This is a genomic window from Streptomyces sp. NBC_01298, from assembly GCF_035978755.1.
Classification (GTDB): domain Bacteria; phylum Actinomycetota; class Actinomycetes; order Streptomycetales; family Streptomycetaceae; genus Streptomyces.
In genome coordinates this window covers 6,894,063-6,907,960 of the sequence record NZ_CP108414.1, presented here as the reverse complement: position 1 = coordinate 6,907,960, position 13,898 = coordinate 6,894,063, and the positions used below count along the sequence as shown (strand labels likewise).

Genomic DNA, 13,898 nt, shown 5'->3' with positions numbered 1-13,898 from the left:
GTCACTCCGCCAGGCCCACGACCAGCCAGATCCCCGCCACCCCGCCCACGGTGCACATCAGGGTGGACAGCGCGGGGTGCTTGTGGTGGGCCTCGGGCAGGATCTCGGCGGCGGCCAGGTACAGCAGGACGCCGCCGAAGAAGCCGAGGTAGGCCCCGAGCGGTTCCTCCGGAAGGGTGAACAGCAGAGTGGACGCGGCGCCCACGACGGGGGCCGCCGCGTCCGCGAAGAGCATGAGCAGGGCCTTGCGGCGGGCGTTCCCGTACAGCCGGGTGAGCGTGTACGTGTTGAACCCGTCGGCGAAGTCGTGGGTGATGACGGCCAGCGCCACGGCCACGCCCATGCCCCCGCCGACCTGGAACGCGGCGCCGAGGGCCACCCCGTCGGCGAGGCTGTGGCCGACCATGGCGGCGGCCGCCGTCAGGCCGACCTGGGGGACCCGCTGCCCGTGCTCGGAGTGCCCGTCGCCGTTCGTGGCCCCGTGGGAGGCCTGACGGACGGCCAGGAGGCGTTCCACGCAGTGCGCGGCGAGGAACCCGCCGACGAAGAGCAGCAGGGCGAGCGGGACCCCGAAGAGTTCGTCGCCGGCGGCGTGCATGGCCTCCGGGAGCAGGTCGAGGCCCACGACGCCGAGCATCAGCCCGCCGGCCAGGCCCAGCACGAGGTGGCGGCGGTCGGTGACGCGTTGCGCCGTCCATCCGCCTGCCAGGGTCATCAGGAACGCACCCAACGCCACGATCACGGCCATGTGACCTTGCATACCGACTCCGCGCCGCGCGCGCACTTCCGCGCCCGGGTGGCGGACCACGGAGGGTTGACGCGGCCGCCGTGCGCGGGGTCGGCGAACGGCACGGCGAGCGGCACCATGAGCGGCACCATGAGCAGCACCACGCACACCACGACGGAGAACGGGTGAACCTGTTGGGCGAGTACGCGACGCAACTGGTCGTCGGGGTCGGAGGCCGCGCGGGCGTGTCCGTGGCGGAGGTGTGCGCGCTGGTGGAGGAGACCCTGCGCGGCGCCGGGCTGGCGTCGGGTTCGGTGACGGCCCTGGCCACGGTGGAGGGCAAGGTCCTGGAGGCGGGGATCGCGGGTGCGGCGGAACGTTTCGGCGTGCCCCTGCTGAGCTACCCCGCCGAGCGCCTGGCCGCTATCCCGGTGCCGCACCCCTCGGACACCGCCCGCGAGGCCGCAGGCACCGCGTCGGTGGCGGAGGCCGCCGCGCTCGCCGGGGGCGGGGAACTCCTCGTACCCAAACGGCGGTCGGTGGCGGCGACCTGCGCCGTAGCCACGGCCCACACGCACGATCTGCGCCACCACGGGGACGCGGAGGTCGCGGACGGCGGCGCGGACCTGGTCGATCTCGCGGTGAACGTACGCTCCCACACGCCGCCGCGGTGGCTGAAGGAGCGGATCGCGGCTTCGCTCGACCTCCTGTCCGCGTACCCCGACGGCCGCGCCGCCCGGGCGGCCGTGGCCCTGCGCCACGGGCTGCCGGTCGAGCGGGTGCTGCTGACCGCGGGCGCCGCGGAGGCGTTCGTACTGATCGCGCGGGCGCTGGGCGCCGTACGGCCCGTGGTGGTGCATCCGCAGTTCACCGAGCCGGAGGCGGCCCTGCGCGACGCGGGCCACCGGGTGGAGCGGGTGGTGCTGCGGGCCGCGGACGGTTTCCGGCTGGACCCGGCGGCGGTGCCGGAGGAGGCCGACCTGGTGGTGGTCGGGAACCCGACCAACCCGACCTCGGTGCTGCACCCGGCGGCGACCCTGGCCGCGCTGGCCCGGCCCGGGCGGATCCTGGTGGTCGACGAGGCCTTCATGGACGCGGTCCCCGGCGAACGCGAGGCGCTGGCCGGGCGTACGGACATACCGGGCCTGGTGGTGCTGCGGAGCCTGACCAAGACCTGGGGGCTGGCGGGGCTGCGCATCGGCTACGTACTGGCCGAGCCCGGGGTGATCGCGAAGCTGGCGGCGGCGCAGCCGCTGTGGCCGGTCTCCACGCCCGCGCTCGTGGCGGCCGAGGCCTGCGTGGCTCCCGCGGCGCTGGCCGAGGCGGAGGCCGCGGCCCGGCAGATCGAGGTGGACCGGGAGCATCTGCTCGCGGGGCTCGCGGAGTTCGAGGAGATCTCGGTGGCGGGTGCGGCGGCGGGGCCGTTCGTGCTGATCCGGGTCGAGGGCGCGGCGGGGATCCGCACCCGGCTGCGCGCGCTGGGCTTCGCCGTGCGCCGCGGCGACACCTTCCCCGGCCTGGACCGCTCCTGGCTCCGGCTGGCGGTCCGCGACCGTGCGACGACGGGCCGCCTCCTCCAGGCCCTCGACGTGGCCCTCGCGGCGCGCTGACCACGGGGGTGGGGCCCGGCGTGCGCGGACCTCACCCCAATGGCGCGTTTGCGCCGACCGTGCGTGGCACGGCCCGCACGGGTGCGCGACCATCTCCGTAAGCGGTGATCATGCGATACGGGGGTACGGGGATGAAGACAGTCGGCAGGATGGGTGCGGCCGTGGCCGGGCTGGCCGTGGTGGGGGGCGCCGTCTACGGCGTGACCCAACTGACCGGCGAGGACGGCGGCGCGGCGGCGAAGCAGCGGCTGGGGGCGAAGCCGGGGGCGACCGCGAGTCCCGGCCGGGGCGCCGCGTCCGGAGCCACGGCCCCGGCCCCGCCCGCCGGGAAGGCGTTCACCCTCGTCGGCACCGGCGACATCATCCCGTACCCGTCGATCATCCAGCGGGCCGCCGACGACTCCGCGGCGAAGGGCGGCCACGACTTCCGGAAGATACTCGCCGGGGTCAAGCCCATCGTCTCCGCCGCCGACCTGGCGATATGCCACCACGAGATACCGTACGGCCGGCCCGGCGGCCCCTACACCGGATACCCCCTGTTCAAGGCACCGCACCAACTGGCCGACGCCCTCAAGGACACCGGCTACGACAGTTGCTCGACCGCCTCGAACCACACCCTGGACGACGGGTACGAAGGCCTCGTCCGCGTTCTGGACCACCTCGACCGCGTCGGCATCCGTCACGTCGGCTCGGCCCGCGGGCCCGCGGAGGCCAAGGCCCCGGCCCTGCTCGAGGCCGGCGGCGCCAAGGTCGCGCAACTGGACTACACGTACGGGACGAACGACATCCCGCTCCCCGCGGACAAGCCCTGGGCCGTGAACCTGATCGACCCGGCGCGGATCATCGCCGACGCCCGCGCCGCGCGCGCGGCCGGCGCGAACGTCGTCGTCCTCAGCGTCCACTGGGGCTCCGAGTGGCAGACGGCCCCGGACAAGCAGCAGTTGGAGCTGGCCCGGACGCTGACCGCCTCGCGCGCGGCGGACGGCCTCCCCGACATCGACCTGATCCTCGGCACCCACAACCACGTGCCGCAGCCGTACGAGAAGGTCAACGGCACCTGGGTGGTGTACGGCATGGGCGACCAGGTGGCGAGCTTCTACGAGGCCGACAAGGCCCGCGGCAACATGTCCTCGGTCCCCCGCTTCACCTTCGCCCCGGCGGCCGGCCGACCGGGCCGCTGGGAGGTGGTGAAGGCCGAGTACCTCACGCAGTTCTCGGACATGCGGCCGCCGTTCCGCGTCGTCTGCACCTCCTGCGAGGCCGCCACCACCTCCGCCGACAGCGCGTACGCCGCGGCCGACCGCGAGGTGACGAAGGCCGTCATGTCACGGGGCGCCGCGGCGCAGGGGCTGACGCGCGCGACGAAGTAGGGCCTACGAGGCCCTGCCGCGCCGGGTCACGACCAGCGCGGCGGCGCCGAAGCCGAGCAGGAGCAGCGCACCGCCGGTCACGTACGGGGTGAGCGAGCCGCCTCCGGTCTCGGCGAGGTCGGCCTGGGTCCCGGTGCCGCCCGTGGTGGCCGTCTGGGGCTTGACGTCGGGCAGCTTCGACGGACTGGGGCTGGGGGCGGGGGCGGCCGGGGACTCACAGCGGGCCTCGGCGAGCACGATCTCGCCCTCGACCTCGGCGACGTTCAGCTTGAGCGGGTTCACCGACACCTTGAGGCGCAGCGCGGTCGCGGCGGCCGTGGTGGAGGTGGTCCTGGCCGTGGAGAGCTCCAGGGCCACCAGGCCGACGCCGGGGACCTCCACCTTGGTGGGGCCGCCCGCCGAGAGGGTGACCTTCTTGCCCAGGACGGTCACGGCGCCCAGCACGTTGGAGTTCGCGACCGGCTTCTCGCCCGCCGCGCAGACGGCCTTGGAGGTGACCTTCTCCAGCTCGATCACGGACAGCAGGGGCAGACCCGGTACGTGGATCCGGGCCTTGGCGAGGTTCGCCTCCGCCGCGGCGCGGCGGGCGTCGACGGTGGCCTTGGAGGTGGCGACGTCGGCGCGCAGGACGCTGACCGGCGCTCCGCCATCGACCCCGTCGAGGGTGACGGTCAGCGCCGTCTTCGCGGCGTCCGCCGGGGCGCTGACCTCGTTGAGGGTCGCGTTCAGCGGGATGTGCACGGTCTTGTTGAGCAGGCCCACGTCCAGCGTGGTGCGCAGGACGACGGCGCTGGCCTTGCCCCCGGCCGGGTGGGATCCGGTGGAAGGGGCGGAGCCGGTGGCGAAGGCGGGCGGTGCGGCGAGCAGGGCGACCGCTCCCGTGGCGACGAGCGCGGCCACGGGCATGCGGAAGGTGTTGCTGTTCAAGGTGGTGGAACCCCCAGGGAGATGGGAGCCGTCGCGGCGCCAATGGGGGACATTGCGCGCGCCGACGGCCTCGACCCCGGAATCTTTACGCACTGAGAGTGAACGGGGGTGAACCCGGCGTGAGTTCACCCCAAAGGGTGGTTTCCAGGCATAGGTTCGATTACATGCGCCCCACCCGGAACGGGAGTTCCCTCCCATCCCGGGAATCCCGGCCGCCCGGACCCGTGCCGGACCCGTGTCGGGCGTACACAACGACCGCGCCGCCGCCGACGTAACGCCCCGTCAACTCCAGTACGCCCGCGCCCTCAGGCCACCACCGTCCCGTTCACCACCACCCGCAGCGGCTGCGCCAGCGCCCGCACGTCGGCCCGCGGATCGGCCTCGTAGACCACGAGGTCGGCCGGTGCGCCCTCGGTCAGGCCGGGCCTGCCGAGCCACTCGCGCGCGCCCCAGGCCGTCGCCGAGAGGGCCCGCAGCGGCGGGATCCCGGCCTTGACGAGCTCTCCCACCTCGGCCGCGACCAGGCCGTGCGGGAGGGAACCCCCCGCGTCCGTGCCGACGTAGACCCCGATGCCCGCGTCGTAGGCGGCGCGGACGGTGTCGTAGCGCCGCTCGTGCAGCCTGCGCATGTGCGCGGACCACCGCGGGAACTTGGCCTCGCCGCCCGCCGCCATCTTCGGGAAGGTCGCGATGTTCACGAGGGTCGGGACGATGGCCACCCCGCGCTCCGCGAACAGCGGGATGGTGTCCTCGGTGAGCCCCGTGGCGTGCTCGACGCAGTCGATGCCCGCCTCGACCAGGTCCCGCAGGGAGTCCTCGGCGAAGCAGTGCGCGGTGACCCGCGCCCCGAGGCGGTGGGCCTCGGCGATGGCCGCCTCCACCTCGGCGCGCGGCCAGCAGGCGGTCAGGTCCCCGGCCTCGCGGTCGATCCAGTCCCCCACCAGCTTGACCCAGCCGTCGCCGCGCCGCGCCTCGCGGCCCACGTACTCGACGAGGTCGGCGGGCTCGATCTCGTGGGCGAAGTTGCGGATGTAGCGGCGGGTGCGGGCGATGTGCCGGCCGGCCCGGATGATCTTCGGCAGGTCCTCGCGGCCGTCGATCCAGCGGGTGTCGGACGGGGACCCGGCATCGCGGATGAGGAGGGTGCCCGCGTCCCGGTCGGTCAGGGCCTGCCGTTCGGCGGTGTCGGCGTCCACCGGCCCGTGGGCGTCGAGCCCCACGTGGCAGTGCGCGTCCACCAGACCGGGCAGCACCCACCCGGTGACCTCGGTGACCTCCCGGGCGCCGCGCGGGCGCTCGTAGGAGATCCGGCCGCCGACGACCCAGAGCTCGTCGCGGACCTCCTCGGGCCCGACCAGCACCCGCCCCTTCACGTGCAGCGGACCCGACCGTGCGCTGTCTGCGTTGACCTCGTCGCTCATGGCGGCACTCTATGTGGGGGCTCGGTAGGCTCTCCAGACCGGCCAGACCGGCCAGACCGGCCAGACCGGCCAGACCGGCCAGACCGGCCAGACCGGTTCGGACTTGTCCGGATGAACCACCCGACCCGAGAGAACGAAGAGAGCGGCGCCGTGACCCACCCCCTCCTGGACCTTCCGCCCCTGACCGCCGCGCGCTTCGCGTCGATCGAGCGGGGGGTCGCGGAGCTGCTCGGGACCCGGGCCGACGTGGTGATCACCCAGGGCGAGGCGCTGCTGCCGCTGGAGGGGTGCATCCGGTCGGGCGCCCGGCCCGGCTCGACCGCGCTGAACGTGGTGACCGGCCCCTACGGAACCACCTTCGGCAACTGGCTGCGCGACTGCGGGGCGCGCGTCGTGGACCTGGAGGTCCCCTTCGACACCGCGGTGTCCGCCGCCCAGGTGGACCGGGCCCTGTCGGAGCACCCGGAGATCGACTTCGTCTCCCTGGTCCACGCGGAAGCGGCCACCGGCAACACCAACCCGGTGGCGGAGATCGGCGAGGCCGTACGGGCCCACGGGGCGCTGTTCATGCTGGACGCGGTGGCCTCGGTGGGCGCGGAGCCGCTGTTGCCGGACGCCTGGGGCGTGGACCTGTGCGTGATCGGCGCGCAGAAGGCGATGGGCGGACCGGCCGGCGTCTCGGCGGTGTCGGTCTCCGAGCGGGCGTGGGCCCGCTTCGCGGAGAACGCCTCGGCGCCCCGCCGCTCGTACCTCTCCCTGCTGGACTGGAAGGAGCGCTGGATCGACGGCGGGCGCACGGCGCTGCCGCACGCGCCGGCGCAGCTGGAGATGCTGGCGCTGGAGGCCTGCCTCGACCGGATCGCGGCCGAGGGCCTGGCCTCGGTGACGGCCCGCCACGCGGCCGCGGCGGCGGCGACCCGCGCGGGCGCCGTGGCGCTGGGCCTCGCCCCGTACGTCGGCCGGGACGAGGCCGCGGCCCCGGTGGCCACCACCCTCCGTGTCCCGGAGGCCTCGCTGGTGGTGGCGAAGGCCCTCGCGGTGGATCCGGCGGCTCCCCTCGCGGCGGGCGGCGGCGCGCTGGCCCGGGAGATGGTCCGGGTCAACCACTACGGTGCGGCGGCCTCGCCGGACACCGTCGGGGCCTGCCTGACGGCTCTGGCCGGGGCCCTGTCGGTGGATCCGGCCGGGGCGCTCGCGGCGGCGGGCTCGGCGTGGTCGGCGCCCCTGCCCTCCGCCTGAGCGGGCAGGCGGACAGGCGGGCAGGCGGACAGGCGGGCAGGCGGGCAGGCGGGCAGGCGGGCAGGCGGGCAGGCGGGCAGGCGGGCAGGCAGCCCGGGATCGGTCCTCCTCAGTCAGCCCTCCTGAGCCAGCCCTTCCGAATCAGCCCTCCAGGAGGTTCAGCAGCCGGTCCACGTCCGCCTCGGTGTTGTAGAGGTGGAAGGAGGCCCGCAAGGTTCCCGCGCGAGCTGACGTGGAGACGCCCGCGGCGAGCAGGGCGCCCTGACGGTCGGCCAGCCCCGGCACCGAGACGATCGGGGACCCGCCCGGGACGGGCTCGTGGCCCAGGCGGGCGAGGCCGGCGCGGTAGCGGGCGGCCAGGGCGGTGTCGTGGGCGTGGACGGCGTCGATCCCGATCCGCTCCAGCAGGGCCAGCGAGGGCTCGGCGGCGTGGTAGGCCAGGAAGGCCGGGGACTCGTCGAAGCGCCGGGCTCCGTGGGCCAGTTCCCGCAGCGGGCCGTAGATGGCGTCCCACATGTCGGCGAGCGCCACCCAGCCCGCGTGCACCGGGGTCACGGCGTCCTGGGCCTCCTGCGAGACCGTGAGGTAGGAGACCCCGCGCGAGGCGAGCAGCCACTTGTACCCGGCGGTGACCGTGTAGTCGTAGGGGCTCGCGTCGAAGGGCAGCCAGCCCGCCGCCTGTGAGGCGTCGACCAGCATCCGCGCCCCGTGCGCGGTGGTCGCCGCGCGGACGGCCGCGAGGTCCGCGACGCGCCCGTCGGCGGACTGTACGGCGCTCAGCGCGACCAGTGCGGTGTCCGGGCCGACGGCTTCGGCGAGGGACTCCAGCGGGGCGAAGCGGACCTTGAGGTCGTCGCGCACCACGAAGGGGTTGATGACGGAGGCGAACTCGCCCTCCGGACAGAGGACTTCGGATCCGGACGGGACGGAGGCGGAGACCAGGCCGACATGGGTGGAGACGGCCGAGCCGAGCGCCACGCGGTCCGCGGGGACCCCGACGAGGCGGGCGAACGCCTCCCGGACCCGTTCCACACGGCCGAAGTCCCCGAAGCCCTCAGGGAGTCCGGCCCCCGCCGCCTCCGCGAGCCGCCGCACCTCGGCGACGGCGGCCCGCGGGAGGGTCCCGTAGTTGGCGGTGTTGAGATAGGTGAGGGAGTGCGCGAACTCGTCGCGGACGGTCCCGGGCGCAAAGAGGTCCATGACCTTCACTCTGCGCCAGGACCAACCCAAAGTCCATTGCCTGGTTTCCCGCACCACACCAAAGGACTACTTATGGCAAGGCCTTACGGGCGCGGCACCGCGCACGCTCCGTCGGGCTCGCACACCTCACCCTCGGGGGCGGCGGTCACGAGGACCTCGCGACCGGCCCAGGCCTGCTCCAGCGCCCGCGCGAACACCTCGGCGGGCTGTCCCCCGGAGATCCCGAAGCGGCGGTCGATCACGAAGAACGGCACGGCGTTGGCGCCCAGTTCGGCCGCCTCGCGCTCGTCGGCCCGCACCTCGGCGGCGTACGCGGACTCGTCGGCCAGCACCGCGCGGGCCTCGGCCCCGTCCAGTCCGGCCTCAACCGCGAGCGCCAGCAAAACCTCGGGGTCGAAGACGGAGCGCTCCTCGCCGAAGTTGGCGCGGTAGGCGAGGTCGAGCAGTTCCTCCTGGCGGCCGCGGGCGGCGGCCAGGTGGAGCAGGCGGTGGATGTCGAAGGTGTTGCCGTGGTCACGGCCCTCGGTGCGGTACGTCAGCCCCTCGGCGCGGGCGCTCGCGGCGACGTGCTCCTCCATGCCGCGGGCCTCGTCCAGGGTGCGGCCGTACTTCTTGGCCAGCATCTCCACGACGGGAGCCACCTCGCCCTTGGGGCCGTTCGGGTCGAGCTCGAAGGAGCGGTAGACCACCTCGACCTCCTCGCGGTGTGCGAAGCCGGCCAGCCCCTCGGCGAACCGGGCCTTGCCGATGTAGCACCACGGGCAGGCGATGTCGCTCCAGATCTCGACGCGCATGTTCCTTCTTCCCTCCACGGAATCAACTGTTCCGTGTTAAACCATCCGGCCCCGCGTCTCATTCCCAGGACGGCTCGGCCACCGTGAGCCGGTCCTGCGCCGTGAGCCGGTCCTGCGCCGTGAGCCGGTCCTCCCCGGCGAGACCGTGCCGCACCGTGAGCCACAGGATGCGGTGGGAACCGGCGACACGGGCTCCGGCGGGATCCGGGAGCCAGCCGTGGGCGGCGTAGAAGGCCTGGGCGCGGAGGTTGTGCTCGAAGACCTCCAGGCGGACCCTGCGCACGCCGGCCCGGCGCCAGGCGTCGAGGCAGGCGGCGTGCAGGGCCGCCCCGGTGCCGCGGCGCCAGTGGACGGGGTCCACGTGGAGCTGCGTGAGGGTGGTCTCGCATTCGGCGGTGCGGAAGGCCGCCACCCCGGTGAGCTTGCCGCCGCTCTCGGCGCAGAGCACCCCGCCGTCGGCCGCGGCCCGGGCCACCGCCCGGGACCAGCCCTCCCGGGTGCGCGCCAGTTCGGCGGCGCCGCCGTAGGCCTCCTCGGGTATCCGGCCCCGGTAGTAGGTGGCGCGGGCCCGGGTGTGGAGGGCGGCGATGGCGTCGAGGTCTTCGGGCTGCGCGGTCCGGATCATGGGAAGGAGAACGCGCCGGGAATCCCGTCGGTTCCCGGCGCGTCCTACGGGCTACTTCTTCAGCCAGGCCTTCATCATCTTCTGCGCGATGGGCGCGGCGAGCTTGCCGCCGCCGATCTCGGAGCGGTCCGTGTCCGAGTTCTCGACCACGACGGCGACCGCGATCTGCTTGCCGTTCGCCTTTCCGTACGTGGTGTACCAGGCGAGCGGCGGCAGGCTGTTGTTCACGCCGCGCTGGGCGGTACCGGTCTTGGCTCCCGACTCGACGCCCGGGATCTGGACGTTCTTGCCGCCACCCTCGGTGGCGACCGTCTTCATGGCGTCCCGGACCATCGACGCGGTCTTCTCGCTCATGACCTGCGTGGACTTCGGGTTCTTGAAGCTCTCCAGCACGTTGCCGTTGGAGTCGGTGACCTCGGAGACCTCGTGCGGGGAGACCAGCTTGCCGCCGTTCTCGATCGCGGCCGTCACCATCGCCATCTGGAGCGGGGTGGCCTGGACGTCGAACTGGCCGATACCGGTCTGCGCGACCTGGTCGACCGACATCTTCTTCTTCGGGTACTTGCTGCTCGGGTCGGTCCAGACCGGGAGCTTCTGCACCACGTTGAAGCCGAGCTTCTCCGCCATGGCACGCATCTTGTCCTGGCCGAGCTTGTGGGCGAGGTCGGCGAAGACGTTGTTGCAGGAGAGCTTCAGCGCGTTGCGGGGGGTCGCGTTGTTGCAGAGCGAGTCGTCCACCTCGCTGCGCAGCTTGGTCCTCGTCCCGGGGATCGTGTAGTCGCCGGGAACCGAGGTCGGTGTGTCGATGCTCGTGATCAGGCCGTTCTCGATGGCCGCCGCCAGGGTGACCAGCTTGAAGGTGGATCCGGGCGCCTGCGGCTTGCGCAGGGCCGTGTTCTCCATGGCCTTGCCCTGGTCGGCTCCGAGCGCCTCCCACGCCTTCTGCTCCGCGGCGCCGGCGCCGGCGATGCTGCCCGGGTCGAAGGAGGGGTTGTTCACGACGGCCAGGATCTCGCCCGTCGCCGGGTCGAGGGCCACGGCCGAGCCCTGCTTGCCCTGGAGCGCGTCCCAGCCCGCCTTCTGGACGTCCTTGTCGATCGTGGTCAGTACGTTGCCCGGGGCCGCCCGCTTGCCGGTGAGCGTGTCCATGATCGTCTTGAGCCGGTTGTCGGACCCGTTGAGGATGTCCTTGTAGACGCCCTCCAGCATGCTCGACCCGAAGGCCTGGGAGCTGTAGCCGGTGATCGGCGCGTACAGCGGTCCGTCGGTGTAGGTCCGCTTGTACCTGAAGTCCTTGCCGCCCGTGTCCTTGGAGCCGGTGATCGCCTCCCCGCCCACGATGATGTTCCCCAACGGGTTCTCGTACTGCCCGATGAGGTTGCGCCGGTTGTTCTTGTCGTCTGCGAGGGCCCGGCCTTGGTACGCCTGCACCCAGGTGACCCGCACCAAAAGGGCCAGCACCAGAAGCAGACAGAAGACCGACGCACGCCTGATCGTCTTGTTCATCCCCCAGAAGGACGCCCCAGCCGTCCCGGGCGTTCCGCTCTGCCCCGATTGTGGCGGAGTTCTCAGCCTTTCTTCATGAGGAAGCCTCCCTCGTACGCCGCGATGACCGCCTGGGTCCGGTCCCGGGAGCCGGTCTTGGCCAGCACCGCGGCCACGTGCGTCTTGACCGTCTGCGGGCCGACTCCGAGCCGCTCGCTCACCTCGTGGTTGGAGAGCCCGGCGGCCATCAGGCGCAGCACGTCGGCCTCCCGGTCCGTGAGCCGGGCGACCCAGGGTGCGGCGGCCGGCCCGGCCCCCGGCGGGGTGTGGGCGGCGGCCAGGGAACGGACGGCGGCGGGGAAGAGCAGCGAGTCCCCGCGCGCCACGAGCCGGACCGCGGCGGTCAGCTCGTCGGGGTCGGCCCTCTTGAGGAGGAACCCGCAGGCCCCCGCGCGCAGCGCGTCGTACACGTAGGCGTCGTTCTCGAAGGTGGTGACCACCACGACCCGGGGCGGCTCGGCCATGGTGGCGAGGATCCGCTCGGTGGCCCGGATCCCGTCGATCTCCGGCATCCGCACGTCCATCAGCACCACGTCCGGGGCGAGCGCCCGGACCACGGCCACGGCCTCGGCCCCGGTGGCCGCCTCCCCGACGACCTCCAGATCGGGCTCGGCGTCGAGGATGACCCGCAGAGCGGTACGAACCATCCGCTCGTCATCGGCCACGACCACCCGCAACACCGCCCGAGCCGACCCGGCCGCGACCACTACGCCGGCCGAAGCCACAGCCGGAGCCACGGGCAGAACCGGGACCGAGGCCGGGGCCGGAGCGGGGGCCGGGGCCGAGGCCGGGGCCGGAGCGGGGGCAACGGGCGGAGGCGGAGTCGCGGACGTGGGCGGAGTCGCCTCCCGGGTCCCGGGTGCGGCCACCTCGGCATTCGGGGCCGGCGGCTCAGCTGCCGGCGGGGCTGTCCGCGCGGTCGACTGCGGGGCCGCCGCCGCGGGCGTGGGTACGGCCACCTCCGGAGTCGCGGTCGGTGGCTCAGCCGTCGGCGGGTCCGTGGGCGGTGTCTGTGGCTCGGGCGGCCTCATCGGGGGCCCTCGCCGAGCGGGAGGACGGCCCGCAGCCGCCATCGGCCCTCGTGCGGACCGGCCTCGACCCGTCCGCCTAGCAGCGCGGCCCGCTCGGCGGCACCTTGCAGCCCCCGGCCCCCGGTGGTGCGGGCCCGCGGACTGGCCTCGGCCGCCACCGCCGGATCGTTCGTCATGGTGATCTCCAGTTCCTCGTATCCACCGCGTTCCCCACGCCGACCCGGTTCCCCGTGCCCACCGGGCTCCGCGCGCCGACCCGGTTTCCGGCGCCCGCCGGGCGCCCCCTGCCCACCGGGCTCCCTCTGGTCGCCCTGGTCGCCCGGTCCGCCTTCCTCCCCCCTCACCCGTACGAGGATCCGCAGATCGACCGGGCCCGTCCCGTGCCGCAGTGCGTTGCTCAGTCCCTCCTGCACGATCCGGTACGCCTCCCGGGAGGCGATCGCCGGAAGGCTCCCCCAGTCCCCGGAGGGTCCCGGGTCCTGGCGGGCGGTGATCGGGGTCCCGGAGGCCCGGCTGCGGGACAGCAGCCCGTCGAGGTCGGCGGCGAGGGTCGGGGCGGCGGGCAGCGCGCCGACCCCGGCGCCCGCCGCGTCGCCCTCGCGCAGCAGGCCGAGGACCGCGTCAAGCTCCCCCACCGTGCGCCGGGTGGTGTCCTCGATCGCGGCCAGCGCCTCCCGGACGAAGCCGGGGTCGCTGTCGAGCACCCGCCGGGCGGCGCTCGCCTGGAGGGTGACCGCGCTCAGGGCGTGTCCGACGGCGTCGTGCAGCTCCGGGCCAGCCGGTTGCGGACCGCCAGGTCGGCGGCGCGCTCCTCGGCGGCCGCCAGCCGGTCCGCCGCCGTCGGCCCGAGCAGGACCGGCGCCAGCCGTGCCAGCAGCGCCCCCGCCCCGGCGGCGCACAGGACGAGCCCGGCCAGCAGCCCGATCCCGAGCAGGGGGGCCACGTACGGCTGGGCCCGCGCGTCGAACCAGCCGAGCCTGACCGGGAATTCCCGCAGCGCGCTCACGAACGGCAGGGCGAGCAGCACCCCCGCCATGGGCGGTACCGCCAGACTCAGCCCGCTGACCAGGGCTCCGACCCCCAAGTGCAGGGTCCACCAGGCCGAGGACCGCACCCGGGCCGCCCAGCTCCGGGCTCTCCCCTCGGCGAACCGCTCCCCCGGCACCCCGCACAGGGCGCGCGCGGCGGCCACCGACATCGGCCGGACCAGTCCGGACAGCCCGGTCGCGGCGATGAGCGGCAGGGCGGCTCCGTAGGCGGCGAGGCTGAGCGGGAGGGACTCGCGTGCGTTGCTCCCGCCCGCGAGGACACCGACCACCACCTCCGTGAGGAGGAAGTACGGCATCAACAGGGCCCCACCGAGGACCAGGTGGAGCCAGCGCATCCTGGCCCGCGCCCCCAACAGCCGC

12 protein-coding genes and 1 pseudogene are annotated in these 13,898 nt (G+C 74.1%); 4 read left to right on the top strand and 9 right to left on the bottom strand.

Annotation, left to right across the window (positions count from 1 at the left end; genetic code table 11):
* Position 1: 1 nt before the first annotated feature.
* Positions 2-748: a ZIP family metal transporter gene (locus tag OG730_RS31400; protein ID WP_327307387.1), complete on the bottom strand. Its 747-nt coding sequence runs from the start codon at positions 746-748 to the stop codon at positions 2-4.
* On the opposite strand from OG730_RS31400, the gene OG730_RS31395 reads away from it, so the two are divergent.
* The 3 genes from OG730_RS31395 (at position 749) to OG730_RS31385 (ending at position 3,707) form a co-directional block, all read left to right on the top strand.
* The gene (locus OG730_RS31395) at positions 749-916 is read left to right on the top strand and encodes a hypothetical protein (protein ID WP_327307386.1); all 168 of its coding nucleotides are present in this window, start codon (positions 749-751) and stop codon (positions 914-916) included.
* Entirely contained in the window at positions 913-2,337 is a 1,425-nt protein-coding gene (gene cobC / locus OG730_RS31390) for an Rv2231c family histidinol phosphate aminotransferase CobC (RefSeq protein ID WP_327307385.1), read from the top strand. The genes OG730_RS31395 and cobC overlap by 4 nt, the downstream gene beginning before the upstream one ends.
* A gap of 149 nt (positions 2,338-2,486) precedes the next feature.
* Complete coding sequence (locus OG730_RS31385; RefSeq protein ID WP_327307384.1) at positions 2,487-3,707, top strand: CapA family protein; 1,221 nt, start codon at positions 2,487-2,489, stop codon at positions 3,705-3,707.
* Between the two features lie 3 nt (positions 3,708-3,710).
* Here OG730_RS31385 and OG730_RS31380 read toward each other — a convergent pair whose 3' ends face one another.
* Both OG730_RS31380 and OG730_RS31375 read right to left on the bottom strand, forming a co-directional pair.
* Positions 3,711-4,634: an SCO1860 family LAETG-anchored protein gene (locus OG730_RS31380; RefSeq protein WP_327307383.1), complete on the bottom strand. Its 924-nt coding sequence runs from the start codon at positions 4,632-4,634 to the stop codon at positions 3,711-3,713.
* Between the two features lie 305 nt (positions 4,635-4,939).
* Complete coding sequence (locus OG730_RS31375) at positions 4,940-6,055, bottom strand: amidohydrolase family protein (RefSeq protein WP_327307382.1); 1,116 nt, start codon at positions 6,053-6,055, stop codon at positions 4,940-4,942.
* 150 nt (positions 6,056-6,205) lie between these two features.
* Between OG730_RS31375 and OG730_RS31370 the strand changes: the two genes are divergently transcribed.
* Positions 6,206-7,294, top strand: coding sequence for a pyridoxal-phosphate-dependent aminotransferase family protein (locus OG730_RS31370; RefSeq protein ID WP_327307381.1), 1,089 nt, complete (start codon positions 6,206-6,208; stop codon positions 7,292-7,294).
* Positions 7,295-7,435: 141 nt separating this feature from the next.
* Here the strand turns inward: OG730_RS31370 and OG730_RS31365 are convergent, their stop codons facing one another.
* The 6 genes and pseudogenes from OG730_RS31365 to OG730_RS31340 form a co-directional block, all read right to left on the bottom strand.
* Entirely contained in the window at positions 7,436-8,494 is a 1,059-nt protein-coding gene (locus tag OG730_RS31365; protein WP_327307380.1) for an aminotransferase class V-fold PLP-dependent enzyme, read from the bottom strand.
* An 83-nt stretch (positions 8,495-8,577) separates the two neighbouring features.
* Complete coding sequence (locus OG730_RS31360; RefSeq protein ID WP_327307379.1) at positions 8,578-9,288, bottom strand: DsbA family oxidoreductase; 711 nt, start codon at positions 9,286-9,288, stop codon at positions 8,578-8,580.
* Positions 9,289-9,346: 58 nt separating this feature from the next.
* The gene (locus OG730_RS31355; protein ID WP_327307378.1) at positions 9,347-9,913 is read right to left on the bottom strand and encodes a GNAT family N-acetyltransferase; all 567 of its coding nucleotides are present in this window, start codon (positions 9,911-9,913) and stop codon (positions 9,347-9,349) included.
* A gap of 51 nt (positions 9,914-9,964) precedes the next feature.
* Positions 9,965-11,419 carry a peptidoglycan D,D-transpeptidase FtsI family protein gene (locus OG730_RS31350; protein ID WP_327307377.1) on the bottom strand — a complete coding sequence of 485 codons (1,455 nt, stop codon included), beginning with the start codon at positions 11,417-11,419 and terminating at the stop codon, positions 9,965-9,967.
* Between the two features lie 62 nt (positions 11,420-11,481).
* Positions 11,482-12,135, bottom strand: a complete 654-nt coding sequence (locus tag OG730_RS31345) for a response regulator transcription factor (RefSeq protein ID WP_327309501.1) — start codon at positions 12,133-12,135, stop codon at positions 11,482-11,484.
* Between the two features lie 350 nt (positions 12,136-12,485).
* Positions 12,486-13,873: pseudogene (locus OG730_RS31340) on the bottom strand (histidine kinase).
* Positions 13,874-13,898 lie beyond the last annotated feature (25 nt).

Bases quoted from the DNA above. Each gene is read 5' to 3' on its own strand.
- OG730_RS31365 (WP_327307380.1), bottom strand. From the start codon at position 8,494: ATGGACCTCTTTGCGCCCGGGACCGTCCGCGACGAGTTCGCGCACTCC.
- OG730_RS31375 (WP_327307382.1), bottom strand. From the start codon at position 6,055: ATGAGCGACGAGGTCAACGCAGACAGCGCACGGTCGGGTCCGCTGCAC.
- OG730_RS31360 (WP_327307379.1), bottom strand. From the start codon at position 9,288: ATGCGCGTCGAGATCTGGAGCGACATCGCCTGCCCGTGGTGCTACATC.
- OG730_RS31400 (WP_327307387.1), bottom strand. From the start codon at position 748: ATGGCCGTGATCGTGGCGTTGGGTGCGTTCCTGATGACCCTGGCAGGC.
- OG730_RS31350 (WP_327307377.1), bottom strand. From the start codon at position 11,419: ATGAACAAGACGATCAGGCGTGCGTCGGTCTTCTGTCTGCTTCTGGTG.
- OG730_RS31355 (WP_327307378.1), bottom strand. From the start codon at position 9,913: ATGATCCGGACCGCGCAGCCCGAAGACCTCGACGCCATCGCCGCCCTC.
- OG730_RS31385 (WP_327307384.1), top strand. From the start codon at position 2,487: ATGGGTGCGGCCGTGGCCGGGCTGGCCGTGGTGGGGGGCGCCGTCTAC.